The following is a 24,491-nucleotide window of genomic DNA, read 5'->3' on the forward strand; positions in this document are numbered from 1 at the left end:
ATTACAGAGCGAGATAAACATGTGGGTTGGCGTTATTAGCCTTTTTCCAGAAATGTTCCGTTCTGTTACTGATTTTGGAGTAACAGGTCAAGCGGTTAAAAAAGGTCTTTTGTCGATTGAGACTTGGAATCCTAGAGATTTCACTCACGACAAACATCGCACAGTCGATGACCGACCTTACGGTGGTGGCCCTGGTATGTTAATGATGGTTCAGCCTTTGCGCGATGCCATTCATACCGCGAAAGCAGCCTCACCGGGCAAGACGAAAGTCATCTACCTTTCTCCTCAAGGTCGCAAGCTCGACCAGAAAGGAGTGGAAGAACTGGCAACGAATGAGAACTTGCTTCTGATTTGTGGTCGTTATGAAGGGGTAGATGAGCGCATCATTCAATCTGAAGTCGACGAAGAATGGTCGATTGGTGATTTTGTGATGACGGGTGGTGAGATACCAGCCATGACGTTAATCGACGCTGTCTCTCGGTTTGTTCCGGGTGTACTAGGGGATTTCGCGTCAGCAGAAGAAGACTCTTTTGCAAATGGCTTGTTAGATTGCCCTCACTATACGCGTCCAGAAGTATTGGATGACAAAGAGGTACCAGCGGTACTGATGTCAGGCAATCACAAGGACATTCGTCAATGGCGACTCAAGCAGTCGTTGGGCCGTACTTGGCTTAGAAGACCAGAGCTCCTGGAAAACCTAGCTCTGACTGACGAACAGGAACAATTACTTGCTGAGTTTGTTAATGAGCATAAAGCCATTAAAGAACATAACGCAAAGTAACCTAATTTATTTAGTATCAGTTTATTCTAGGAATTTAAAAAATGAGTAACATCATCAAAGCTCTTGAAGAAGAGCAAATGAAATCAGACCTACCTAAATTTGCACCAGGTGACACTGTTGTAGTTCAAGTTAAGGTAAAAGAAGGTGACCGTGAGCGTCTACAGGCTTTCGAAGGCGTTGTAATCGCAATCCGTAACCGTGGTCTACACTCTGCTTTCACTGTACGTAAGATCTCTAACGGTGAAGGTGTTGAGCGTACGTTCCAAACACACTCTCCAATCGTTGATAGCATCGAAGTTAAACGCCGTGGTGCAGTACGTCGTGCCAAGTTGTACTACCTACGTGAGCGTTCTGGTAAGTCTGCTCGTATCAAAGAGAAACTTGCTAAGAAGTAATGCTATAACTAGCGTTCTCATCTTAAACGGAGTCCTTTTAGGGCTCCGTTTTTTTATTTGTGTAATTAGCTTGCTCGTTTCTTTTCACCCGACCTGCACTGTCGATGCTCATGCACTGACGTACACTCCACGCCTCTGTCTTGTTGTGAATAGATTCCTGATGTCGCTATGGCTCCTCGGAATGACGGGAAATGATGATCAAATATTACTGGGTACTGTGGTTAAAATTCGTCATTCTGGATAGCGACGAAGGACCGTGATTCAGAATCTACTAGTTGAGAATGTAAGTGTTTAAGTTGTAGCTTCATCCTTGCTGTTAGTTGATTCTTAATGTCGCTATGGCTCCTCGGAATGACAGGAAATGATGGTCAAAGATTACAGAGTACCGTGGTTAAAATCCGTCATTCTGGACAGCGACGAAGGAGCGTGATTCAGAATCTACTAGTTGAGAGTGTAAGTGTTTAAGTTGTTAGCTTCATCCTTGCTATGAGTAGATTCCTGATGCCGCTATGGCTCCTCGGAATGACAGGAAATGATGGTCAAAGATTATAGAGTACCGTGGTTAAAATTCGTCATTCTGGACAGCGACGAAGGAGCGTGATTCAGATTCCCCAAGAAGGAACCTAGGGTATTCCTTTACCCTAGGTCTCAATTTAATACTGGTCTTCAGACCAGCCATCACTGTCGGACATATCGGGTGCGCCTGGGATGGTGTTTTCTTCATCTGCCCATTCACCAAAATCAATCATTTGGCATTGTTTACTGCAGAAAGGGCGATGAGGACTTTGTTCTCCCCATTCTACGTCGGCGCCACATTGTGGGCATTGAACGATGGTAACTTTAGACATAGTTGAGCGTCCCATTACTAATTGGTGTTAAAGGGTAGTATACCTAAACGAATTAAAGATGGCTTATTCAACGCGCTATTGCTGCTACGAAATTTTATCAAATATAAGCGCAATAAAGCGTTGAATTTTAGATTATGGAGGCGAGGCGTAGTGTCGTCTTAGCTGCACACAGCAAGTTCAAATTCAATATCTTGTGTGCACGCTTGACCGTTTTCAAACGACATGAACTTGATCGCAAAGCGGTTTTTATGGCCTGAAATCATAGGATACACGCCATATTCCATTGGGATGTGAAGTCTTAGAATGTTGGCTTCATCAGCGTCACTTTGGAAGAAACCTGCACGACCGATTTGAGCTTTGAAATGTCCGGTCTCTCTAGTGAGCTTTAACCATAACGAAAGCGCATCAGATAAGGGCTTTAAGCTTGCTTGCCACTGTTGTGCATCACGCTTTTTACGTTCAATAGGTAGATGAAGCCAGTAGTGTAATGCTGGCAGATCAAAACAGCATGAACCACCCGGTAGATTAAAGCGTTGGCGGATAGAGCTTAAGAAGCGATCTTCTTTTAGTGCTTGACCAAAACGCTCTGCACCCATCAGTTGGCTATGAACGACATCTATCTCTTGTAGTAGGGTATTTAATGCGTCTTGATCGACGCCATCAACATTGAGCCAATGGCGGTACGACAGCCGTTGCTTCTCTAAATCTTTGGCCAGTTCACTTTTCAGCTGGATCTGTTCGAAGATCTCAACCATATCGAATAACGCACGGAAAAACAGTTGGTACTGGTGATTTTCGCTAAACCCAGAGGCCAAGTGAGCCTGACGCAGCAGAGACTCCACTCTTAGATAAATACGAGTTTTCTCATTTAACGGATGTTCAAATTTGTGCGTGGTCATCGACATAAGCCTTTGTGAGTTTCGTTCCTATTTTCGCAGATTTTTCTTACACATGGCTAGGTACTTTTCGTGCAAATCTGTGATTTGAAGCAAAAGATCAGGGTCACTTGGATTATTCTTAACCACATCGTCTGCAAGCGCGAGCCTTTGCTCTCTTGATGCTTGAGAGGCAAGGATGGCGCGAACTTGATCTTCACTCACATTGTCTCGTTTCATCGTGCGAGATATCTGTGTATTCGGTTCAACATCGACGACAAGAACGCGATCACACAAACTATCTAGCTTGTTTTCTACGAGCAACGGCACCACAAGTAACGCATACTCTGAAGTGACTTGCTGCAAATCTTCGATCATCTTTTCACGAATTATCGGGTGCAACAGTGCGTTGAGCCATGCTTTTTCATCTGAATTCGAAAAGATTTTTTCTCTCAGCTTTGCGCGATCTAAAGTTTGGTCTTCACGAACGATATCGTGACCAAAGTGTTCAATAATCGCGTTTAGGCCGGGAGTACCTGGCTCGACAACTTCTCTTGCTACAATGTCGGCATCGACGATATCGATTTTAAATTGTTGTTTGAACAGATTCGCGACGGTTGTTTTTCCACTAGCGATACCACCTGTTAAACCAATAACCAAAGCCATTTACACTCCTAGAACTGAAGTAAAGTACCAGTTTAAAATCTGCTCGCCCCAAATTAAGCTTATCCAACCAGCAATTGCTAAGTAAGGACCGAAAGGGAAAGCTTTTTCAATTCCCTGCTTTTGCAAGCGTAGTTGAATGATGCCAAATACGATGCCAACCACAGAAGAAAGTAGAATGATCATCGGCAGTGACTGCCAACCTAGCCAAGCCCCTAGTGCTGCTAGTAGTTTAAAATCACCATATCCCATTCCTTCTTTACCAGTAAGTAGCTTAAAGCCCCAGTAAACGGACCAGAGACATAGGTAACCAGCAATAGCACCAATGACAGAATCTTGTAGAGTAACAGGACTTATTTCGACTAATGCTAAGGCAATGCCAGCCCAAGTTAATGGTAATGTTAATTGGTCAGGTAACAACATAGTATCGAGATCGATAAATGTTGCGGCGATTAAGATAAAAGTAAAAAAGAGTAGGGCAACGGTAAAGTAACTAAAACCAAAGTAATAAGCTATAAAGCCTGAACAGAACGCGGTGAGCAGTTCAATCAGTGGATAGCGTGCACTAATGGTTGCCTGACAGTTGTGACATTTGCCTTTTAAAAGCAGCCAGCTAATCACAGGAATGTTGTCGCGAATACGTATCGGTGTTGCGCATTTCTGGCAGGAGGAACGTGGGACGCTCAAGGTCAGCACTTCTTTAGGAGGTTCTATTTTGTATTCAGGAAATGACTCGGCACATTCGCGTCGCCATTCTAGTTCCATGATTTTAGGTAGTCGATAAATAACCACATTGAGGAAGCTACCCACGATCAGACCGAAGATGGTGGCAAACACAACGAATAGCCAAGGGTAGTACTGGAATACTTCCATATTTGTCTCTTGAGCGATGAGTGAAATCAGCAAGATGCTGTTTTAAAGGAGTTAACAGCTCATTCTAGCCCAATACACTCATTAAGTTAAAGATTGGCAAGTACATTGCTGTCACTAATCCGCCAACAACGATACCTAAAAAAACGATAATTAGTGGCTCTAGAATTTTACTAAGGTTGTCGACGGTGTTGTCGACTTCAAACTCGTAGATTGTTGCAACTTTATTGAGCATATCGTCAAGTCGACCAGACTCTTCACCGATCATAACCATTTGTAACACCAATTCAGGGAACACATTACAGTTGCGCATGGCTACATACATTGGCATACCTGCGGCGGTATCACGGTAAACTTCTTCTATGGCGAGTTGATAGTGCAAGTTTCCTGATGTTTTTGATGTAGTTTTTAAACTGGTTAGAATTGGAATGCCCGCTGTAAAGCTTGTGGCGAGTGTTCGACTAAATTTGGCGATCGCTGCTTTTGATAATACAGGCCCAAGGACAGGAAATTTAAGCACAGATCGATTGAGCGTTAAGCGAAAAGAATCTGAACGCTTAGAGAGGATTCTCGCCGAGATGAATAAACTAATGGAGCCTAGTGCGATAAACGGACTCCAGTTTTGTGTCCAGGCGGAAAGATCTAATACTTGCCTGGTAAACCAAGGTAAGTCCGCACCAAAACCAACAAACATTTTTTCGAACTCGGGAATGACTTTGGTGAGCATGATAAACGACACGCCTAACGCGACTAGCACTACCATCGCTGGGTAAATCAGTGCTTTGATCACTTTCGCACGGAGTTGTTCATTTTTTTCTCGGTAGGTGGCTAAGCGCTCGAACACTTCTGCTAAGTTACCGGATTGCTCACCTGTGGCGATAAGATCGGTATAGAGTGGGTCAAAGTGTTCACTTGCAGTGCGCATGGCTTTTGACATGGGCGTCCCCGCTTCAACGGCGCGTGTCACGCTCATCAAAATGGATTTCATCTCTGCTTTTTTGTGATTTTCTGAGACCAATTTTAAAGCCTGAACTAAGGGTACACCGGTTATCAACATCGTCGAAATCTGACGGGTAAACACCGTGATGTCTCTGGCTTTCACGCGATGGCTGAGTTTAGTGAGAAACGAAATACTGCTTTTCTTTAACTTCTTGATCTTGATGTGCTGTGCGTCTAGACGCTCGCGTACTTCAATTTCTGTCATCGCGAGAGTTTGTCCAGACGTCTTTTTGCCTGAACTGTTGATGCCTTTCCAGCGGAAGTTTTTAAGTTGTGGTGTAGTGGTTTTCATAGAGGTGACTGCTGATTAAAGGATTAAAAATAAAGTACGCGCTGTAGTTCACTAAAACTTGTGATCCCTTGTTTGAGTTTTTCTATGCCCGACATTTGTAACGTGCTCATACCATTTGCGATGGCGAGTTTTTCTAGTTCATGTACCGACGCGCCTTTAATAAGCGCTTCGGAAAGAAATTCATCAAAGCGCATCACTTCATAAATCCCCGTTCGGCCGGAATAACCATGGGTACACTCATTGCATCCATCGGGATTGGCTTTAAAAATGTTGTCGCTTGCTTGAATTCCGAGATGTTGTAGCTGAGCGGTAAGCTCTTGTGATTGTTTGCAGTGCGAGCACAGTTTACGGGCTAAGCGCTGGGCAATAATCAAACTAAGAGATGAGGCCAAGTTAAAGCTTTCTACGCCCATGTTTGATAAACGAATAACCGTTTCAGCCGCAGAATTGGTATGCAAGGTTGAAAGTACTAAGTGACCGGTTTGCGATGCTTTTATGGCGATTTCCGCAGTGTCTAAGTCACGAATCTCACCGACCATGACCACATCGGGGTCTTGACGAAGAAAAGAGCGCAGGGCTTCGGCAAAACCAAAACCAATCTTAGGCTGAACTTGAACTTGGTTAATGCCCGATAAGTTAATTTCTACTGGGTCTTCTGCCGTGGAAATGTTGATTTCTGGTTTATTGAGAATACTCAGCCCAGTGTACAGAGAAACGGTTTTCCCGCTCCCAGTTGGGCCTGTCATCAGAATCATGCCTTGTGGGCGACGCAGCGCATCCAAGTACAATTGTTTTTGTTGTTCGCTATAACCAAGCTTGTCGATATCCAGTGACGCAGAGCTGCTGTCGAGCAGTCGTAATACAATTTTCTCTCCGAATAGAGTAGGTAGCGTGGATACACGCATATCAATCGCGGTGTCTTGATTCAACTTGAGCTTAATACGCCCATCTTGTGGTAAACGTCGCTCTGCAATATCAAGCTTAGAGAGGATTTTGATACGAGCGGATAAGCGGCGACTTAAGTGGCTTGGCGGCTGCTGTGTTTCGATTAAGATGCCATCGCAACGTAGGCGCACGCGGTACATCTTTTCATAAGGTTCAAAGTGGATATCGGATGCGCCTTTGCGCACAGCGTCCAACAGAATTTGGTTTATGTAACGGCTAACAGGAGACTCATCTTGGCTCAAGTCTTCAATGTTGTCGATTTCATCTGCGCCCACGTCAACCAGATTGGCTAACTCTTCTTGGTTGATCTCTTTTAACCCGGACTTCTCATGACTCAATGAACGACCATATAAGCGCCGAATCGCAGCGGTCAGCTCGCGAAAATCAACGAGAACAAGTTCTACTTGCAACCCTGTCGCAAAACGAAAGTCGTCTTCTGCTTGAAGGTTGGTTGGATCTGCAACAGCAAGAATTAAAGTTGAAGAGGTGCGGTTAAGAGGTAAAGCGTTGTGGCGAGTGATGAGATCGCGTAAGCCGAGCGTTTGACATAGCGAAGCGTATTCGTATTGGTTAAGAGAAGTGCAAGAAAGCCCGAATACAGAGCTTAGGTGTTCTGTTAATTCATTAGATTGGAAAAAGCCAGAACTGAGCAAAGCTTCTGGCATCGAAATGCCAGAAGCTTTTGCTTGCTCAAGTAACGATTCTTCTTGGGAAAAGGTCAGTATTCCTGCTTGGCGAAGAACCGTTGAGAGGTTGGTTAGCATTAACAGCCTTTTAGAGTTACGCCAGTACTATGAGAGCAGGTCCAAAGTCCGGTAGTTGCATCCTTCGCAAGGACAACGGTATCAGTAGAAGCTAGTGCGCTAGCTGTACCATCAAAAGTAAACGTTGCTGTAGCTCCCGATGCACCACTATCTGCAAAAGAAATTGTTCCAAGTTTGTTCATATCAACAGCAGCACCTAACGTGGGTGCGTCGCCATCAGCAGGAAAGGTGCCAGTATCAGCAATGAAAGTATCAATATTTGTAGTTAGTGAACGAAGAGTTGCAAGCCCAGCTGCAGCCTCTGATTTTTTTACATAATTCTGATACTGTGGAATAGCAATCGCTGCTAAAACACCAATAACCGCTACCACGATCATCAATTCAATTAGGGTAAAACCTTGCTGCTTCTTCTGTTTATTCGTTTTCATCTTGTTTCCTTATGATAAATTTAGTTAATGCTTATGCATGGCACAGAAGAGTAAAAAGAGTAGAAACAAGTGGAAACTGGAAACGAAGGGGCTCTCGAGTGAGATAAAGATCTTTGCACTCTGGTTGCATATTATGTGCAAGGTTTTGCGAGTGGTGTTATTTTTTAAACAGATAAAAATAAAGAGCCTTACGGCTCTTTATTGGATTTTTGAGAAGTGTAACTCTATGAGATTAAGAGAGTTACTTGTGTTTTTTCACACTGGTTTACTTGAAGCGCATCGAAAGATCCATCGCTTTTAGATGCTTAGTCAACGCGCCTACCGAAATGTAATCGACACCGGTTTCTGCGTATTCTGCGATGGTCTCTAGCGTAATGTTGCCGGAGTTCTCTAAAGCGGCACGACCTGCGTTAATCGCTACGGCTTCACGCATCATTTCTTTCGTGAAGTTATCTAGCATGATGATGTCGGCACCAGCCTCTATCGCTTGTTTCAACTCTTCTAAGCTTTCCGTTTCGACTTCTACCGGTTTGCCTGGGTTAAGCTCTTTCGCTTTTTGGATGGCTTGAGTGATGCCACCACAAGCAATAATGTGGTTTTCTTTAATGAGGTAAGCGTCGAACACGCCGATGCGATGGTTAAAGCCACCACCACACGTCACGGCGTATTTTAGTGCGCTACGCAGACCAGGAATGGTTTTGCGTGTGTCGAGTAGACGACACTCAGTATGCGCGATTTTTTCAGCGTACTCTGCGGTAACTGTTGCGCAACCAGACAGCGTTTGGATGAAGTTCATTGCGTTACGCTCACCAGTCAACAAGTCACGAGCAGGACCTGTCAGCGTGCAAAGGGTTTGGTTAGGTTTGACCTTATCGCCGTCCTTTACGTGCCATTTAATGCTGACCTTGCCACCGAGCTGTTTAAAAACTTCATCAGCCCATGCTTGACCACAGAACACACCATGTTCACGAGTAATAATCGTTGCGGTATTAACCGCATCGGCAGGGATCAAAGATGCAGTAATGTCATTATCTGCGTCGACACTGCCACCTAGATCTTCTTTTAAGGTATCAGCGACAGAGCTAGTGATCTCTAAAGGGAGTTGTTGTTTAAGGTATTCTAGGCGTTCTTGAATGTTGTGTGTGTTCTTCATCGCAAATCTTGTCTTGAAAGGGAGATGGAAACGAATGATACTCTCCGGTGTCAATAATTTCAGCAGTTAATTTGCAAAGTAGAGAGGTTGATATGCGCCCAATTATCGAGAATGGCTGGCTGACACAAGCAAAGCATGTTCCGTCACCATTTTTTGATGCCCGCTCTGATGTAAACGACATCTCTCTGCTGGTGGTACACAATATCAGTTTGCCTCCTGGGCAGTTTGGTGGACCATATATAGAGGACTTCTTCACTGGCAAGCTAGACCCAAATGAACATCCATTTTTTGAAGTTATTCACAAAATGGGCGTTTCTGCACATTGCTTGATTAAGAGAAACGGCGAGGTTGTTCAATTTGTTTCTTTTCTCGATAGAGCATGGCATGCCGGTCAATCCAGTTTCGCGGGCAGGGAGCGTTGTAATGACTATTCCATTGGTATCGAGCTTGAAGGGACAGAATTTACTGCCTACACAGAAGCGCAATATCAATCACTTGCAGAGATCACTGAGGTGATTATGCAGTCTTATCCTCAAATCACCCCGCCACGAATTACCGGTCATCAATATATTGCGCCCTTGAGAAAAAGCGATCCTGGTCTAAGCTTTGATTGGGTGAAATATAGACTGCTTATACAGCGTTGATTTGTAGCGAAAGTGTAAATTCAAAAAAGCGAAATAAATAAGGCATACGATCAGGTATGCCTTTTTTTGATACCAGAAATATTAATGATTGTTAAAAGTTAACTACATTTTTACGCTCGCACATGCCGTTTTGGTGAATAAATAGACTGATAATTTTGTCATTTTCTGTATTTCTTTTCCAAAACTGCTAGCACGTCGACTTCCCATTTGTATGCTTTATGTAATTGGTCATACCAATTCTATTGCTGTTTTAACAGCCGATTGTTATCAGAGTGTTGGAAGTAAGCTCGTTCTATGATTTAGGTCAATTTTCGGCTGGACAGTGGCGTTTTAATTATGTTAATTTCTGCACCAACTTAAAATTGGTATTACCAATTACCTGCAAGAGTAGAAGAACAATAAATTATGGCTTATCAAAGGATTCGTCAGCCAAAACTCTCTGATGTTATAGAACAAGAGTTAGAAAGGTTGATAGTGGAAGGAACATTGTCTCCGGGGCAACAACTGCCTCCAGAGCGTGAACTGGCAAAACAGTTCGATGTGTCTCGTCCTTCAGTCCGAGAAGCCATTCAACGCTTGGAAGCGAAGCGTTTGTTGACTCGTCGCCAAGGTGGCGGAACATTCGTAAGTGAGAATATCTGGAAGAGCTTTTCAGATCCCTTGTTGAATTTGTTGTCTAGTCATTCTGAAACCCAGCTTGATGTGCTTGAGTCTCGTCATGCAATGGAAGGAATTTCAGCTTACTTTGCAGCTTTACGTGGTACCGAAGAAGATTTTGCGCGTATTCAAGGTTGCCTTGAACGCATTAGCCAAGAGCAAGCAAACAACGATATCGAAGCTGAATCTGCGGAAGTGATGCAATTTTTGATCGCTTTGACAGAAGCCGCGCACAACGTGGTTTTGTTGCACATTGTTCGAAGCTTAGCACCTTTGCTTGAGCAAAATATTCTACAAAATTTTAAATTACTACGTCGCCGCCCAGAAGCGGTCGAGAAAGTCAGTAAACACCGAGCCAATATCGTGGATGCGATTGTTTCTGGTCAGCCTGAAAAGGCGCGAGAAATGTCCCACTCGCACTTGGCTTACATCGAAGAAACATTGTTGGATTTGACTCGAGAAGAGTCTCGACGAGAGCGTTCTCTACGTCGAATTCAGCAGGGTAATGACTCGTAAGAGCGTTACTTAAATAAGTAGATCCAACCAACAGAAGGATAGATCGCCATGTCTGATATGAAGCATGACGTAGATGCACTGGAAACTCAAGAATGGCTACAAGCGCTTGAGTCAGTTGTACGTGAAGAAGGTCTAGAGCGTGCTCAATTCCTATTAGAGCAAGTTCTAGATAAAGCACGTCTAGACGGTGTTGATATGCCAACAGGTATCACAACTAACTACATCAACACGATTCCTGCAGACCAAGAACCAGCATACCCAGGTGACACAACACTTGAGCGTCGTATTCGCTCAATTATTCGTTGGAACGCTATCATGATCGTTCTACGTGCATCTAAGAAAGACCTAGAGCTAGGCGGCCACATGGCGTCTTTCCAGTCTTCTGCTGCGTTCTACGAGACATGTTTCAACCACTTCTTCCGTGCACCAAACGAGAAGGATGGTGGCGACCTAGTTTACTACCAAGGTCACATTTCACCAGGTATCTACTCACGTGCATTCGTTGAAGGTCGTCTAACTGAAGAGCAGCTAGACAACTTCCGTCAAGAAGTAGACGGAAAAGGTATTCCTTCATACCCGCACCCTAAACTGATGCCTGAATTCTGGCAGTTCCCGACAGTATCGATGGGCCTAGGTCCAATCGCTTCTATCTACCAAGCTCGTTTCCTTAAGTACCTAGAAGGCCGTGGTCTTAAAGATACTTCAGAGCAGCGCGTTTACGCGTTCCTAGGTGACGGTGAGATGGATGAGCCAGAATCACGTGGTGCTATCTCTTTCGCTGCACGTGAGAAACTAGACAACCTATGTTTCCTAATCAACTGTAACCTACAGCGTCTAGATGGTCCTGTAATGGGTAACGGTAAGATCATTCAAGAACTTGAAGGTCTGTTCAAAGGTGCTGGTTGGAACGTAGTGAAGGTAATCTGGGGTAACAACTGGGATTCACTACTAGCTAAAGATACGACTGGTAAGCTTCTACAGCTTATGAATGAAACGATCGACGGCGACTACCAAACATTCAAATCAAAAGATGGCGCGTACGTACGTGAGCACTTCTTTGGTAAGTACCCAGAGACAGCTGCACTTGTTGCTGACATGACTGATGACGAAATCTTCGCACTTAAGCGTGGTGGTCACGAGTCTTCTAAGCTATACGCGGCATACAAAAACGCGGCAGAAACTAAAGGTCGTCCAACAGTAATCCTAGCTAAGACTGTTAAAGGTTACGGCATGGGTGAAGCGGCTGAAGGTAAGAACATCGCGCACCAAGTTAAGAAGATGGACATGACTCACGTACTACACCTACGTGACCGTCTAGGTCTTCAAGACATCCTAACTGACGAAGCAGTGAAAGAACTTCCGTACCTGAAACTTGAAGAAGGTTCAAAAGAGTACGAATACCTACACGCTCGTCGTAAAGCGCTACACGGCTACACGCCACAGCGTCTACCAAAATTCACTCAAGAATTCATCGTTCCTGAGCTAGAAGAATTCAAGCCACTACTAGAAGAACAGAAGCGTGATATCTCTTCTACTATGGCATTCGTACGTGCACTAAACGTTCTACTTAAGAACAAGAACATTGGTAAGAACATCGTTCCTATCATTGCTGACGAAGCACGTACATTCGGTATGGAAGGTTTGTTCCGTCAAATCGGTATCTACAACCCGCACGGCCAAACTTACACACCAGAAGACCGTGGCGTTGTTTCTTACTACAAAGAAGCGACTTCAGGTCAGGTTCTACAAGAAGGTATCAACGAGCTAGGTGCTATGTCTTCATGGGTTGCTGCTGCGACTTCATACTCGACAAACGACCTACCAATGATCCCGTTCTACATCTACTACTCAATGTTCGGCTTCCAACGTGTTGGCGACATGGCGTGGATGGCTGGTGACCAACAAGCACGTGGTTTCCTACTAGGTGCAACTGCGGGTCGTACAACGTTGAACGGTGAAGGTCTACAGCACGAAGACGGCCACTCGCACATTTTGGCGGGTACGGTTCCTAACTGTATTTCTTACGACCCAACATTCGCGTACGAAGTAGCAGTAATCATGCAAGACGGTATCCGTCGCATGTACGGTCCAGAACAAGAAAACGTGTTCTACTACCTAACGCTAATGAACGAAAACTACGCAATGCCAGCAATGCCAGAAGGCGCTGAAGAAGGCATCCGTAAAGGTATCTACAAGCTAGAAACTTACACGGGCGACAAAGCGAAAGTTCAGCTAATGAGCTCTGGTACTATCATGAATGAAGTACGTAAAGCAGCTCAAATCCTAAGCGAAGATTACGGTGTTGCTTCTGATGTTTACTCTGTAACGTCATTCAACGAACTAACTCGCGATGGCCAAGATGCAGAGCGTTTCAACATGCTTCACCCAGAAGCGGAAGCGAAAGTACCTTACATCCAAACAGTAATGGGTACTGAACCTGCTATCGCAGCAACTGACTACATGAAGAACTACGCAGAGCAGGTTCGTGCATACATTCCTGCTGAGTCTTTCAAAGTTCTTGGTACTGATGGCTTCGGTCGTTCAGACAGCCGTGAAAACCTACGTCGTCACTTCGAAGTGAACGCAGGTTACGTAGTAGTAGCAGCGCTAACTGAACTAGCGAAACGTGGCGAAGTTGAGAAATCTGTAGTTGCAGAAGCAATTAAGAAATTCGACATCGACACAGAGAAAACAAACCCGCTATACGCTTAATTAAGAAGGTAGATAAGAAATGGCAATCGAAATTAATGTACCAGACATCGGTGCGGATGAGGTTGAAGTTACTGAGATTCTTGTAAGCGTTGGCGACAAGGTTGAAGAAGAGCAGTCTCTGATCACAGTTGAAGGCGATAAAGCTTCTATGGAAGTTCCTGCTTCTCAAGCGGGTATCGTTAAAGAAATCAAAGTTGCAGAAGGCGACAAGGTTTCTACTGGTTCTCTAATCATGATTTTCGAAGCCGAGGGTGCAGCTGACGCTGCACCTGCTCCTGCGGCAGAAGCAGCTCCAGCAGCAGCTCCAGCTCCAGCAGCAGCGGCAGAACTAAAAGAAGTTCACGTACCAGACATCGGTGGTGATGAAGTAGAAGTTACTGAAATCATGGTTGCCGTTGGCGACAGCATCGAAGAAGAGCAATCTCTTCTAACTGTTGAAGGCGACAAAGCTTCTATGGAAGTTCCAGCGCCATTCGCAGGTACTCTAAAAGAGATCAAAGTTGCAGCAGGCGATAAAGTATCGACTGGCTCACTTATCATGGTATTCGAAACCGCAGGTTCAGGCGCTCCAGCAGCACCAGCGGCAGCTGAAGCTCCTGCGGCAGCAGCTCCAGCAGCGTCTGCGGCAAAAGAAGTGAACGTACCAGATATCGGCGGCGACGAAGTTGAAGTTACTGAGATCATGGTTGCGGTTGGCGACACAGTGGAAGAAGAGCAATCTCTAATCACTGTTGAAGGTGACAAAGCTTCTATGGAAGTTCCTGCACCATTCGCTGGCACAGTTAAAGAAATCAAGATTGCAACTGGCGACAAAGTGTCTACTGGCTCACTAATCATGGTATTCGAAGTGGCGGGCGCAGCACCTGCTCCTGCAGCAGCTCCAGCTCCAGCTCAAGCGGCAGCACCTGCAGCTCCAGCTCCTAAAGCAGAAGCTCCAGCGGCAGCAGCTCCAGCAGCGACTGGCGATTTCAAAGAAAACGATGAGTACGCTCACGCGTCTCCAGTTGTTCGTCGTCTAGCGCGTGAATTTGGCGTTAATCTTTCTAAGGTTAAAGGTTCTGGTCGTAAGAGCCGTATCCTAAAAGAAGACGTTCAAGCTTACGTGAAAGATGCACTTAAGCGTCTTGAGTCTGGCGCAGGTGCAGCAGCATCTGGCAAAGGCGACGGCGCGGCTCTTGGTCTACTACCATGGCCAAAAGTGGACTTCAGCAAGTTTGGTGAGACAGAAGTTCAACCGCTATCTCGCATCAAGAAGATCTCTGGCGCAAACCTACACCGTAACTGGGTAATGATCCCGCACGTTACACAGTGGGATAACGCAGACATCACGGCTCTTGAAGCATTCCGTAAAGAGCAAAACGCGATTGAAGCGAAGAAAGACACTGGCATGAAGATCACACCACTTGTGTTCATCATGAAAGCGGTAGCTAAAGCGCTTGAAGCGTTCCCAGCGTTCAACTCTTCTCTATCAGAAGACGGTGAGAGCCTAATTCTGAAGAAATACGTGAATGTTGGTATCGCGGTAGATACACCAAACGGTCTAGTTGTTCCTGTATTTAAAGACGTGAACAAGAAAGGCATCTACGAGCTATCTGAAGAGCTAATGGCGGTTTCTAAGAAAGCACGTGCTGGTAAGCTAACTGCTGCTGACATGCAAGGTGGCTGTTTCACTATCTCTAGCCTAGGCGGTATCGGCGGTACAGCGTTTACTCCAATCGTAAACGCACCAGAAGTTGGTATCCTAGGTGTGTCTAAGTCAGAAATGAAACCGGTATGGAACGGTAAAGAGTTCGAACCGCGTCTACAACTTCCACTGTCTCTATCATACGACCACCGTGTGATCGATGGTGCTGAAGGTGCGCGCTTCATCACTTACCTAAACTCATGTCTATCTGACATTCGTCGTCTAGTTCTGTAATAGAAATTAGATGAATGAGAGGCGGCAACTTAGCCGCCTCTGCTAATCATAATTACCGACAATTTGGTTATCAGCCTTGCTTCGTTCAGGGTTTTCACAATCGAATTGTTGTCTAGCTCACAGGCTAAATTGATTTACTTTTCACACCATTAACATCTCTGTAAACTGTTAGCGGTCTGAAAATAACTGTTTAAAACAAATCTCTCTTAAACATAAAAAATCGATACCCACTCAGCCTGTTAGGGATAATGACTACAAGAGGTCAAAATGAGCAAAGAAATTAAAGCCCAAGTTGTTGTACTTGGTTCTGGTCCTGCTGGTTACTCCGCTGCATTCCGTTGTGCGGACTTAGGTCTTGAAACTGTACTAGTTGAACGTTACAGCACGCTTGGCGGTGTATGTCTGAACGTGGGTTGTATCCCATCTAAAGCACTGCTTCACGTTTCTAAAGTAATTGAAGAAGCGAAAGCGATGGCTGACCACGGCGTTGTGTTCGGTGAGCCTCAAACAGACATCAGCAAAATCCGCATCTGGAAAGAAAAAGTTGTTAACCAACTAACTGGCGGCCTAAGCGGTATGGCTAAGATGCGTAACGTAACAGTAGTTAACGGTTACGGTAAGTTCACTGGCCCTAACTCTATCCTTGTAGAAGGCGAAGGTGAGCCAACAGTTGTTAACTTTGACAACGCAATCGTTGCGGCTGGTTCTCGTCCAATCAAACTGCCATTTATCCCGCATGAAGACCCACGTATTTGGGACTCTACTGACGCTCTAGAACTAAAAGAAGTGCCAGAAAAACTGCTTATCATGGGCGGTGGTATCATCGGTCTAGAAATGGGTACGGTTTACCACTCTCTAGGTTCTAAAGTTGAAGTTGTTGAAATGTTTGACCAGGTAATTCCTGCAGCAGACAAAGATATCGTGAAAGTATTTACTAAGCGTATCAAAGACAAGTTCAAGCTAATGCTAGAAACGAAAGTAACAGCAGTTGAAGCAAAAGAAGACGGTATCTACGTTTCAATGGAAGGCAAGAAAGCGCCAGCTGAAGCTGAGCGTTACGATGCGGTTCTAGTTGCTATCGGTCGTGTACCAAATGGTAAGCTAATCGACGGTGAAAAAGCGGGTCTAGAAATTGACGAGCGCGGCTTCATCAACGTTGATAAGCAAATGCGTACTAACGTTCCTCACATCTTCGCGATCGGTGATATCGTTGGTCAACCAATGCTTGCTCACAAAGGTGTGCATGAAGGTCACGTAGCTGCTGAAGTTATCTCTGGTAAGAAGCACTACTTTGACCCTAAAGTTATCCCTTCAATTGCGTACACTGAGCCAGAAGTGGCTTGGGTTGGTAAGACTGAAAAAGAAGCGAAAGAAGAAGGCATCAAGTACGAAGTAGCAACATTCCCATGGGCAGCATCAGGTCGTGCAATCGCATCTGACTGTGCAGACGGTATGACTAAGCTAATCTTCGACAAAGAAACTCACCGCGTAATCGGTGGTGCTATCGTTGGTACTAACGGTGGTGAACTACTTGGTGAAATCGGCCTTGCAATTGAGATGGGCTGTGATGCAGAAGATATCGCTCTGACTATCCACGCTCACCCAACTCTACACGAGTCTGTAGGTCTAGCTGCTGAAGTATTTGAAGGTTCAATCACTGACCTGCCAAACAAAAAAGCAGTTAAGAAGAAGTAAGCTTTTTCTGACTGAATGATAGAAGCCGCTGCATTGCAGCGGTTTTTTTATGCTTGTTATATAGAAATATAAATGTGTGCTTAGCTGACAGCAGACAATAAAAAGCCCACCAAACGGTGGGCTGACATATATTACGAGCTAAGCTTTAGTGTTCACGGTTGTAAATGCAAAGCATATCTAAGTATGAATTCACTAGGTGTTTCAGCTCCGCTTCACCTTTAGCGCGGTTCGCTTGGACAAACAGTGAGTAACAAATACCGTGGAACAGGTTTGCCAAGTGTTCTGAATCGTGCTGGTCACACACCTCACCGCGTTCAATTGCTTTAATGAACATGTTTTGTACTAGCAGCTGGTTAGTGCGGTTAGTTGAAACAAACAATGGCCATACTTCATCACGTGTTGAAGCACTCCACTCGAACCATACTTTTAGCCAGTGACAGTCTTGGCTGACAAGCTCGATCATCGCATTAGTAATATTGGCGATGTTTTCACGTGCATGTAAGTCTAGGTCTATGTTATCCGATAGGAAGTTTGAGAACTGACGTACGACGTGATTGAGAACTTCATCTACCAAGTCTTCGCGTGTAGGGAAGTAGTTAAAAACAGTCGCCACAGAAACTTGAGCAATTTCTGCGATATCTGCGTGACCACCACGACCGATGCCGCGGCGCGCAAATACTTCCAATGCGATTTCCATTAGCTGTTGCTTACGCTTAATTGGAGAAAGCCTAGTTCTAGGTCTCTTTGCAATTGAGTCCATATCCATTTTCCTTGCCATTTGAGTTGATATTGGGGGTAACCCCCTAATTGATTATTTTAATAGTTGCTTAAAGCAGTGATGAGTGTAATGGTGCATATGCACAAGGTCAACATCTGTAGAACAATTTATATACAGTAATGTCATTATTATTGATAAATTTAGCTATGAACTTTATAAAACTAAGACCTTCTTCCAAGATTTTTTGGCAACAGGATGCGACTTTCAACCCAATGAACGTGGTGATACACTACACGCCGTAAGATTAGGTGATCGTTTGCGTGCGACTTACCTCAACCCACAAATTTAGATTGAGCACAGTATGAAACATACAATAGAAGTCATGATTTCTGAGCAAGAAGTTCAGGAGCGAGTTCGTGAATTAGGCAAACAAATTACAGAGCGTTATCAAGGTAGTGAAGATCTTGTGTTGGTAGGCTTATTGCGTGGCTCATTTGTATTTATGGCAGACTTGGCACGTGCTATCGAACTGACTCACCAAGTTGATTTTATGACTGCGTCAAGCTACGGCAATACGATGGAAAGCTCACGTGACGTTCGTATCTTGAAAGATTTGGATGATGACATCAAAGGTAAAGACATTCTGCTTGTTGAAGACATCATTGACACTGGTAACACACTAAATAAAATCCGTGAGATTCTTTCGCTACGTGAGCCGAAGTCTATAGCGATTTGTACGCTCCTAGATAAACCATCTCGTCGTGAAGTGAATGTTCCTGTGGATTGGATTGGTTTCGAAATCCCAGATGAGTTTGTCGTTGGTGTGGGTATTGATTACGCGCAGAAATACCGCCACTTACCATACATCGGTAAAGTTGTACCTCAAGAATAATCATTGAGAGCAGCATTAAAAATATAAAAAAACGCCCATCTAAGATGGGCGTTTTTTGTTCAACTTTTAGATATGACTTAGCGACAAAGCAGCTTGTTATCTGTATTTAGAATCGTCGAAAGAGCTTTCTGGTAAGACGCTTCTACGGTTTCCTTAGAGTTAGAACGAATGCCTAAGTACTCTAAGCGACCATCTTCAATTCCGTATACCACACCATGAATTTCAACATCTTGTCCACGCTCCCAAGCGTTTTGCAGGATGGTTGAGTTACCCAAGTTGTACACTTGCTCTGCAACATTAAGCTCGCCTAGTTTATCCGCTCGATCTTGTTGCGGCATTTGATCTAGGTAAGTGCGGTGTTTGAAATAGATATCTCTGATATGTAACAGCCAATTATTAATAAGACCTAGCTTAGGGTTATCAATGGCTGCGTTTACGCCACCACATCCATAGTGTCCACAGACAATGATGTGTTTAACCTTAAGAACGTCTACGGCGTACTGGACGACCGATAGACAGTTGAGATCAGTATGGATAACTTGGTTTGCAACATTCCGATGAACAAAGAGTTCACCTGAGTATAGTCCGGTTAGTCGCTCGGCAGGAACGCGACTATCAGAGCAGCCAATCCAAAGAAAATCAGGCTTTTGACCCTCTGCGAGTTTTGCGAAGTATTCAGGTCGATCAGATTTGATCTCTTGAGACCATTTCGAATTGTTTTCAAATAACTGTTTTATTTCCGGCATTTTGCAAACTACTTCCCTTAAAAGACAAAATCGCTGCCGCTGTTTGTGTGCACATGCAAGCGATCAGTGTTGTAACTATACACAATGTTACAATTTCGATCTCGTTAAATATTCGTCAGATAGGACTCATCTGACTAGTTTTCATTAAGAAAAAAGTAAAATCTGGTGAAACTATTTGTGGTGTGAATTTAGCCTTAATCTATTTATGGTTTAAATTTTCGCCTAGCTCGTTAAAGTAGTGATATTTTACTTTTTAAAATTGAATGCAGGGAAAATCAGCAGTGTTCGGTAGTCGTTTTGAAGATATCAATTTCAAAGGGGATGTATTTGGCGGGGTAACCACGGCGATTATCTCTCTCCCTCTGGCGTTAGCGTTTGGTGTTGCATCCGGAGCCGGTGCTGAGGCCGGCCTTTGGGGAGCAATAATGGTCGGTTTGTTTGCCTCGTTATTTGGTGGTTCTAATACGTTAATATCAGAACCGACAGGGCCAATGACGGTAATCATGACCGCAGTATTAACCAGTATGATGGCGAAATACCCAGAAACGGGCATGGCTATGACTTTCACGGTTGTCATGATGGCTGGCGCGTTCCAAATCCTATTGGGGACGTTGAAACTGGGTAAATACGTTACCTTGATGCCTTACAGCGTTATTTCCGGGTTTATGTCTGGCATTGGTGTGATTCTTATCATTCTGCAGTTATCGCCTTTGATGGGGCATGCCGCGCCTTCAGGGGGAGTACTCGGAACGTTATCTGCTTTGCCGGAGACCATTTCTAACCTTAAGTTCAGTGAGTTGTTTTTGGGACTACTGACTTTGGGGATTCTTTTTTTCTTCCCTAAGCAATATCGTAAATACGTTCCTGCACAGCTCGTGGCATTGGTCGCGGTAACTTTATTGTCTGTGATTCTCTTTGATACAGAAGATATTCGTCGTATCGGTGAAATTCCTGCTGGGTTACCTTCTCTCGTCGCCCCTTATATTGACACAGATATGTTTGTCGAGATGGTCATTGATGCATTAGTGCTCGGCACATTAGGTTGTATTGATACTTTGTTAACGGCGGTTATCGGTGACTCATTAACTCGTAAAGAACACGACTCAGATAAAGAGCTGCGAGGTCAAGGGTTAGCTAACATGATCTCTGGCTTGTTTGGTGCGCTGCCGGGGGCGGGAGCTACTATGGGGACGGTAACGAATATCCAAGTTGGGGCTCGCTCGCCATTATCTGGTGTGATTCGCGCACTAATGTTGGCGTTGGTTGTACTGGTTGCTGGTGGGCTAACAGAGCCAATCCCGATGGCTGTGTTAGCAGGCATTGCGGTGTATGTTGGCTTTAACATCCTAGACTGGAGCTTTATTCAGAGGGCACATAAGGTAAGCTTTTCCGGAATGGCGGTGATGTATGGCGTTATGCTGCTTACAGTATTCGTTGATCTTATCGTTGCGGTGGGTTTAGGCGTCTTTATCTCGAACATTATCATCATCGAGCGTTTGAGCCGAGAGCAGGCGCGACAAGTAAAAGCGATCAGCGACGCGGATGAAGATGATGTGCCGCTGACTGACAGCGAGCGTGGTTTGTTGGATCGTGCTAATGGTAAAGTGCTGTTCTTTTATCTTTCCGGTCCGATGATCTTTAGTGTTTCTAAAGCCATTTCACGTCAGCACTCTAGTATTTCGGACTATGACGTGATGATTCTCGATCTTACGGATGTACCAATGATTGATGTGACCGTCGGTTTGGCGTTAGAGAATGCGATTAAGGATGCTCTCGATGCCAATTGTGCCGTGTATTTATTATGCCCGAATGAGCGAACACGAGAACAGCTAGAGAAATTCCATGTGATTGACCTTGTGCCTGATGAAAATATGTACCAATTCCGTTACGAAGCATTGAATGCGGCGGTGGCACATGTTGAGGCAGACCAGTATCAGCGCATAACGGCGTAATCATTCTGACAGTTAAAAACGCAACAGTGTCCTGTTGCGTTTTTTTATGCTCTATTTTGTCTTACTCAGAGATAACCTTTACGAGGTAAGGGTTATATTTCCAATATTATCGAAAGGTTTATTTGTAATCATCGTTATTCAACGATAAACTGATGGACCTCCAATACGATACCCAAGGCGATTTTGTAGTAAACCGCTGCTAAATATGAGTCGGTATTAGTAATCACAAACAAACGGCAATCAAGACCTTATGTACGCATTAGAAATTGAACAACTGCGCAAGACGTATGCAGGTGGCTTTGAGGCGTTAAAAGGTATAAGTCTCCAAGTGAAAAAGGGTGACTTCTACGCGCTTCTGGGTCCCAATGGTGCAGGAAAATCGACCACGATTGGCATCATCTCCTCCTTAGTGAATAAAACCTCCGGAACGACGAAAGTTTTCGGTTATGACATTGATACCGACCTCGAATTGGCCAAGCAGAATTTAGGCTTGGTGCCACAAGAGTTCAACTTCAACCAGTTTGAAACCGTTGAGCAAATTGTGATGCAGCAAGCTGGCTATTACGGTGTGTCTAAAGTGTTAGCCAAAGAAAGAGCAGAAAAATACCTGAAAAAATTGGATTTATGGGAAAAACGCCAAGAGCGTGCTCGTAACCTATCCGGTGGGATGAAGCGTCGTTTAATGATCGCAAGAGCTTTGATGCACGAGCCGCAATTACTCATTTTAGATGAACCAACGGCTGGAGTGGATATTGAACTACGCCGCTCAATGTGGGGGTTTCTGAAAGAGATCAACCAAGAGCAAGGAATTACGATTATTTTAACGACACACTACCTAGAAGAAGCGGAGATGCTGTGTCGAAATATCGGCATTATTAATCGTGGTGAGCTGATTGAAAATACCACCATGAAGGCGTTACTAGGTAAGCTAAGCGTCGAGACATTTATCTTGGATATTGAGTCAGAAGTCGAGGTGCCTGAGCTTGAAGGTGTTAATCGACAAAGTATTGTTGATGGCTCTTTAGAGATAGAACTAGATAAAAGCCAAGGATTGAATTCGGTATTCAGTCAGTTAACAGAGCATGGCATTAAAGTTCTCTCAATGCGTAACAAAGCCAACCGACTTGAAGAGTTGTTTGTCAGCATTGTAAGAGAGGGGAGTAATTAAATGTACGGTTTATATTGGACGGCATTTCGCAGCTTGCTGAGCAAAGAAGTCACTCGCTTTACACGTATTTGGGTGCAAACCTTAGTGCCGCCAGCCATTACGATGACGTTGTACTTCATCATTTTCGGTAATCTTATTGGCTCTCGAATTGGTGAGATGAGCGGCTTTAGTTACATGGAGTACATTGTTCCAGGTTTGATCATGATGTCGGTGATCACCAACTCATACTCGAATGTTGCGTCTTCATTCTTTAGTGCAAAGCTACAGAAGAATATTGAAGAACTGCTGGTGGCCCCGGTACCAAACTATGTGATTATTGCTGGCTACGTGATGGGCGGTGTTACTCGAGGTTTGTTGGTCGGTGCAATTGTTACTTGTGTGTCACTTTTGTTCGTTGATTTGCAAGTGGAGCACTGGGGCATTATTGTCGCGACTGTCTTCATGACGTCGGTGGTATTTGCTCTCGGTGGCTTGATCAATGCGGTTTACGCAAAAACATTTGATGATATTTCGATCATCCCTACGTTTGTATTGACTCCTCTAACTTACTTGGGAGGAGTCTTTTATTCGATTAGTCTTCTGCCTGAATTTTGGCAAGGCGTTTCTAAGATCAACCCAATCGTCTACATGGTGAATGCGTTTCGCTACGGCTTTTTAGGTGTCTCGGATGTGGGCATTGTCACTTCATTTAGTGTACTTGCAGTGTTTGTTGTTGCACTGTATGCCATTGCGCATTATCTAGTAACCAAAGGGATTGGGCTAAGAAGCTAAGCCATTCTCATAAAGCAAAGAGCGGCGATTCACGCTGCTCTTTCGCGTGCATAACAATACATACCCATACAATTTTTCGGTTTTTATCATGGTAGGTTTCAATCATTTGTAATAAATGAGTGATCCTATGAATATTGTCCCGCTGCCGCCTTTCTCCTATCAGTTACTTAAGCCCAAATATTGGTCTGTATGGCTGGCATTTGGATCTTTAGCGATTCTTGTTAATGTACTGCCATACGTAGTATTGCGAATCTTAGGTAGAAGCATCGGCTGTATTGCGATGCATGTAATGAAGCGCCGACACAAGATCGCTCTGCGTAATCTCCAGCTGTGTTTCCCTGATTTTACGGATTGGCAATGTAAGGACGTAGTACGAAAAAATTTTCAATATACTGGAATGGCGATCATCGAAACCGGTATCGCTTGGTTTTGGCCAGATTGGCGGATACGTCGGATAGCCTCTATTGTTGGAAAAGATCGTTTACTCGCTGAGGAAAATAATGGACGTGGTGTGTTGGTGGTGTGCAGTCACCATTTAAACTTGGAGATAACCGCTCGTATTTTTAGCCAGTTTGCCCAAGGTTATGGCGTTTATCGCCCAAATTCGAATCCTGCTTATGAGTTTATTCAACATCGAGGTCGAACTCGTTTTGGACATCAAATGATTGATCGAAAAGACGTGAAATCAATGCTCAAAGTTCTGAAAAATGGTCATCGACTTTGGTATTTGCCCGACCATGATTATGGCGTTAGCCATTCTGTTTTTGCGCCGTTTTTTGCTGTTGAACAAGCGGCGAGTACCGTCGGGTCTAGTGTTCTCATTGATGCAACAAAGTGCGCGGTTATATCTGGCGTTACAGTGAGTAAAAATCACCATTACACGCTGTACATTGGAAAAGACATTAGCGAGCGTTTCGAGAGACGTAATGCGGTTAAAGCGGCAAGCATCTTGAACCAAGAGCTTGAGAAAATGATAAAACGTGATATTCCAGCGTGGATGTGGCTGCACAAGCGGTTTAAAACTCGCCCTGAAGGGTTAGATTGCGTCTATACGTAGAGTATAAAAAAGGTCGACTAAGAGTCGACCTT

At 44.4% G+C, this 24,491-nt stretch carries 22 protein-coding genes; 12 read left to right on the top strand and 10 right to left on the bottom strand.

The features are described 5' to 3' along the window. Positions 1-19 precede the first annotated feature (19 nt). Positions 20-781, top strand: a complete 762-nt coding sequence (gene trmD / locus R7Z47_RS11000) for a tRNA (guanosine(37)-N1)-methyltransferase TrmD (protein WP_017635923.1) — start codon at positions 20-22, stop codon at positions 779-781. 41 nt (positions 782-822) lie between these two features. Continuing rightward, complete coding sequence (rplS, locus tag R7Z47_RS11005) at positions 823-1,176, top strand: 50S ribosomal protein L19 (protein WP_005379971.1); 354 nt, start codon at positions 823-825, stop codon at positions 1,174-1,176. A gap of 653 nt (positions 1,177-1,829) precedes the next feature. Here rplS and yacG read toward each other — a convergent pair. The 8 genes from yacG to nadC form a co-directional block, all read right to left on the bottom strand. Next, on the bottom strand, positions 1,830-2,024 hold the full coding sequence (yacG, locus tag R7Z47_RS11010; RefSeq protein ID WP_017635922.1) for a DNA gyrase inhibitor YacG: 195 nt from the start codon (positions 2,022-2,024) through the stop codon (positions 1,830-1,832). A 158-nt stretch (positions 2,025-2,182) separates the two neighbouring features. Continuing rightward, entirely contained in the window at positions 2,183-2,923 is a 741-nt protein-coding gene (gene zapD / locus R7Z47_RS11015; RefSeq protein WP_005373086.1) for a cell division protein ZapD, read from the bottom strand. A 27-nt stretch (positions 2,924-2,950) separates the two neighbouring features. Beyond that, on the bottom strand, positions 2,951-3,565 hold the full coding sequence (gene coaE / locus R7Z47_RS11020) for a dephospho-CoA kinase (RefSeq protein WP_017635920.1): 615 nt from the start codon (positions 3,563-3,565) through the stop codon (positions 2,951-2,953). Continuing rightward, on the bottom strand, positions 3,566-4,435 hold the full coding sequence (locus tag R7Z47_RS11025) for a prepilin peptidase (RefSeq protein WP_158174153.1): 870 nt from the start codon (positions 4,433-4,435) through the stop codon (positions 3,566-3,568). It lies immediately after the preceding gene. Positions 4,436-4,499: 64 nt separating this feature from the next. Next, positions 4,500-5,723 carry a type II secretion system F family protein gene (locus R7Z47_RS11030; protein WP_005379974.1) on the bottom strand — a complete coding sequence of 408 codons (1,224 nt, stop codon included), beginning with the start codon at positions 5,721-5,723 and terminating at the stop codon, positions 4,500-4,502. Positions 5,724-5,746: 23 nt separating this feature from the next. After that, entirely contained in the window at positions 5,747-7,432 is a 1,686-nt protein-coding gene (gene pilB / locus R7Z47_RS11035) for a type IV-A pilus assembly ATPase PilB (RefSeq protein ID WP_258654470.1), read from the bottom strand. Beyond that, positions 7,432-7,860, bottom strand: coding sequence for a type IV pilin protein (locus R7Z47_RS11040; protein ID WP_050912911.1), 429 nt, complete (start codon positions 7,858-7,860; stop codon positions 7,432-7,434). Before R7Z47_RS11040 ends, pilB begins: the two co-directional genes overlap by 1 nt. A gap of 265 nt (positions 7,861-8,125) precedes the next feature. Next, entirely contained in the window at positions 8,126-9,013 is an 888-nt protein-coding gene (gene nadC / locus R7Z47_RS11045; RefSeq protein WP_262606817.1) for a carboxylating nicotinate-nucleotide diphosphorylase, read from the bottom strand. Positions 9,014-9,105: 92 nt separating this feature from the next. Here nadC and ampD point away from each other — a divergent pair, with 92 nt between their 5' ends. The 5 genes from ampD (at position 9,106) to lpdA (ending at position 17,155) form a co-directional block, all read left to right on the top strand. Then, complete coding sequence (gene ampD / locus R7Z47_RS11050; RefSeq protein WP_005386614.1) at positions 9,106-9,657, top strand: 1,6-anhydro-N-acetylmuramyl-L-alanine amidase AmpD; 552 nt, start codon at positions 9,106-9,108, stop codon at positions 9,655-9,657. 405 nt (positions 9,658-10,062) lie between these two features. Next, on the top strand, positions 10,063-10,830 hold the full coding sequence (gene pdhR, locus R7Z47_RS11055) for a pyruvate dehydrogenase complex transcriptional repressor PdhR (RefSeq protein ID WP_005379989.1): 768 nt from the start codon (positions 10,063-10,065) through the stop codon (positions 10,828-10,830). A 48-nt stretch (positions 10,831-10,878) separates the two neighbouring features. Then, on the top strand, positions 10,879-13,542 hold the full coding sequence (gene aceE / locus R7Z47_RS11060; RefSeq protein ID WP_005386612.1) for a pyruvate dehydrogenase (acetyl-transferring), homodimeric type: 2,664 nt from the start codon (positions 10,879-10,881) through the stop codon (positions 13,540-13,542). Positions 13,543-13,561: 19 nt separating this feature from the next. Beyond that, a complete protein-coding gene (gene aceF / locus R7Z47_RS11065) occupies positions 13,562-15,460 on the top strand; it encodes a pyruvate dehydrogenase complex dihydrolipoyllysine-residue acetyltransferase (RefSeq protein WP_239945641.1) in 1,899 nt (632 codons plus the stop codon). Positions 15,461-15,727: 267 nt separating this feature from the next. Beyond that, entirely contained in the window at positions 15,728-17,155 is a 1,428-nt protein-coding gene (lpdA, locus tag R7Z47_RS11070) for a dihydrolipoyl dehydrogenase (RefSeq protein WP_005379993.1), read from the top strand. A gap of 145 nt (positions 17,156-17,300) precedes the next feature. Here the strand turns inward: lpdA and opaR are convergent, their stop codons facing one another. Continuing rightward, positions 17,301-17,915 (bottom strand): transcriptional regulator OpaR, encoded by a 615-nt coding sequence (gene opaR, locus R7Z47_RS11075; protein ID WP_005379994.1) that lies wholly within the window; start codon positions 17,913-17,915, stop codon positions 17,301-17,303. Between the two features lie 319 nt (positions 17,916-18,234). Between opaR and hpt the strand changes: the two genes are divergently transcribed. Beyond that, entirely contained in the window at positions 18,235-18,765 is a 531-nt protein-coding gene (gene hpt / locus R7Z47_RS11080) for a hypoxanthine phosphoribosyltransferase (protein WP_005379995.1), read from the top strand. Between the two features lie 77 nt (positions 18,766-18,842). On the opposite strand, the gene can is transcribed toward hpt, so the two are convergent. After that, a complete protein-coding gene (can, locus tag R7Z47_RS11085) occupies positions 18,843-19,511 on the bottom strand; it encodes a carbonate dehydratase (protein ID WP_005379996.1) in 669 nt (222 codons plus the stop codon). A 281-nt stretch (positions 19,512-19,792) separates the two neighbouring features. On the opposite strand from can, the gene R7Z47_RS11090 reads away from it, so the two are divergent. From R7Z47_RS11090 to R7Z47_RS11105, 4 genes are all read left to right on the top strand, one after another. Continuing rightward, positions 19,793-21,463, top strand: coding sequence for a SulP family inorganic anion transporter (locus R7Z47_RS11090; protein WP_005379997.1), 1,671 nt, complete (start codon positions 19,793-19,795; stop codon positions 21,461-21,463). 250 nt (positions 21,464-21,713) lie between these two features. Further along, a complete protein-coding gene (locus R7Z47_RS11095) occupies positions 21,714-22,631 on the top strand; it encodes an ABC transporter ATP-binding protein (protein WP_005380000.1) in 918 nt (305 codons plus the stop codon). Further along, a complete protein-coding gene (locus R7Z47_RS11100; protein ID WP_005386598.1) occupies positions 22,632-23,402 on the top strand; it encodes an ABC transporter permease in 771 nt (256 codons plus the stop codon). A gap of 127 nt (positions 23,403-23,529) precedes the next feature. Further along, positions 23,530-24,459, top strand: a complete 930-nt coding sequence (locus R7Z47_RS11105; protein ID WP_161440655.1) for a Kdo(2)-lipid IV(A) acyltransferase — start codon at positions 23,530-23,532, stop codon at positions 24,457-24,459. The last annotated feature ends 32 nt before the right edge of the window (positions 24,460-24,491 follow it).

It is taken from the genome of Vibrio sp. 1641, assembly GCF_033339995.1.
GTDB lineage: Bacteria > Pseudomonadota > Gammaproteobacteria > Enterobacterales > Vibrionaceae > Vibrio > Vibrio alginolyticus.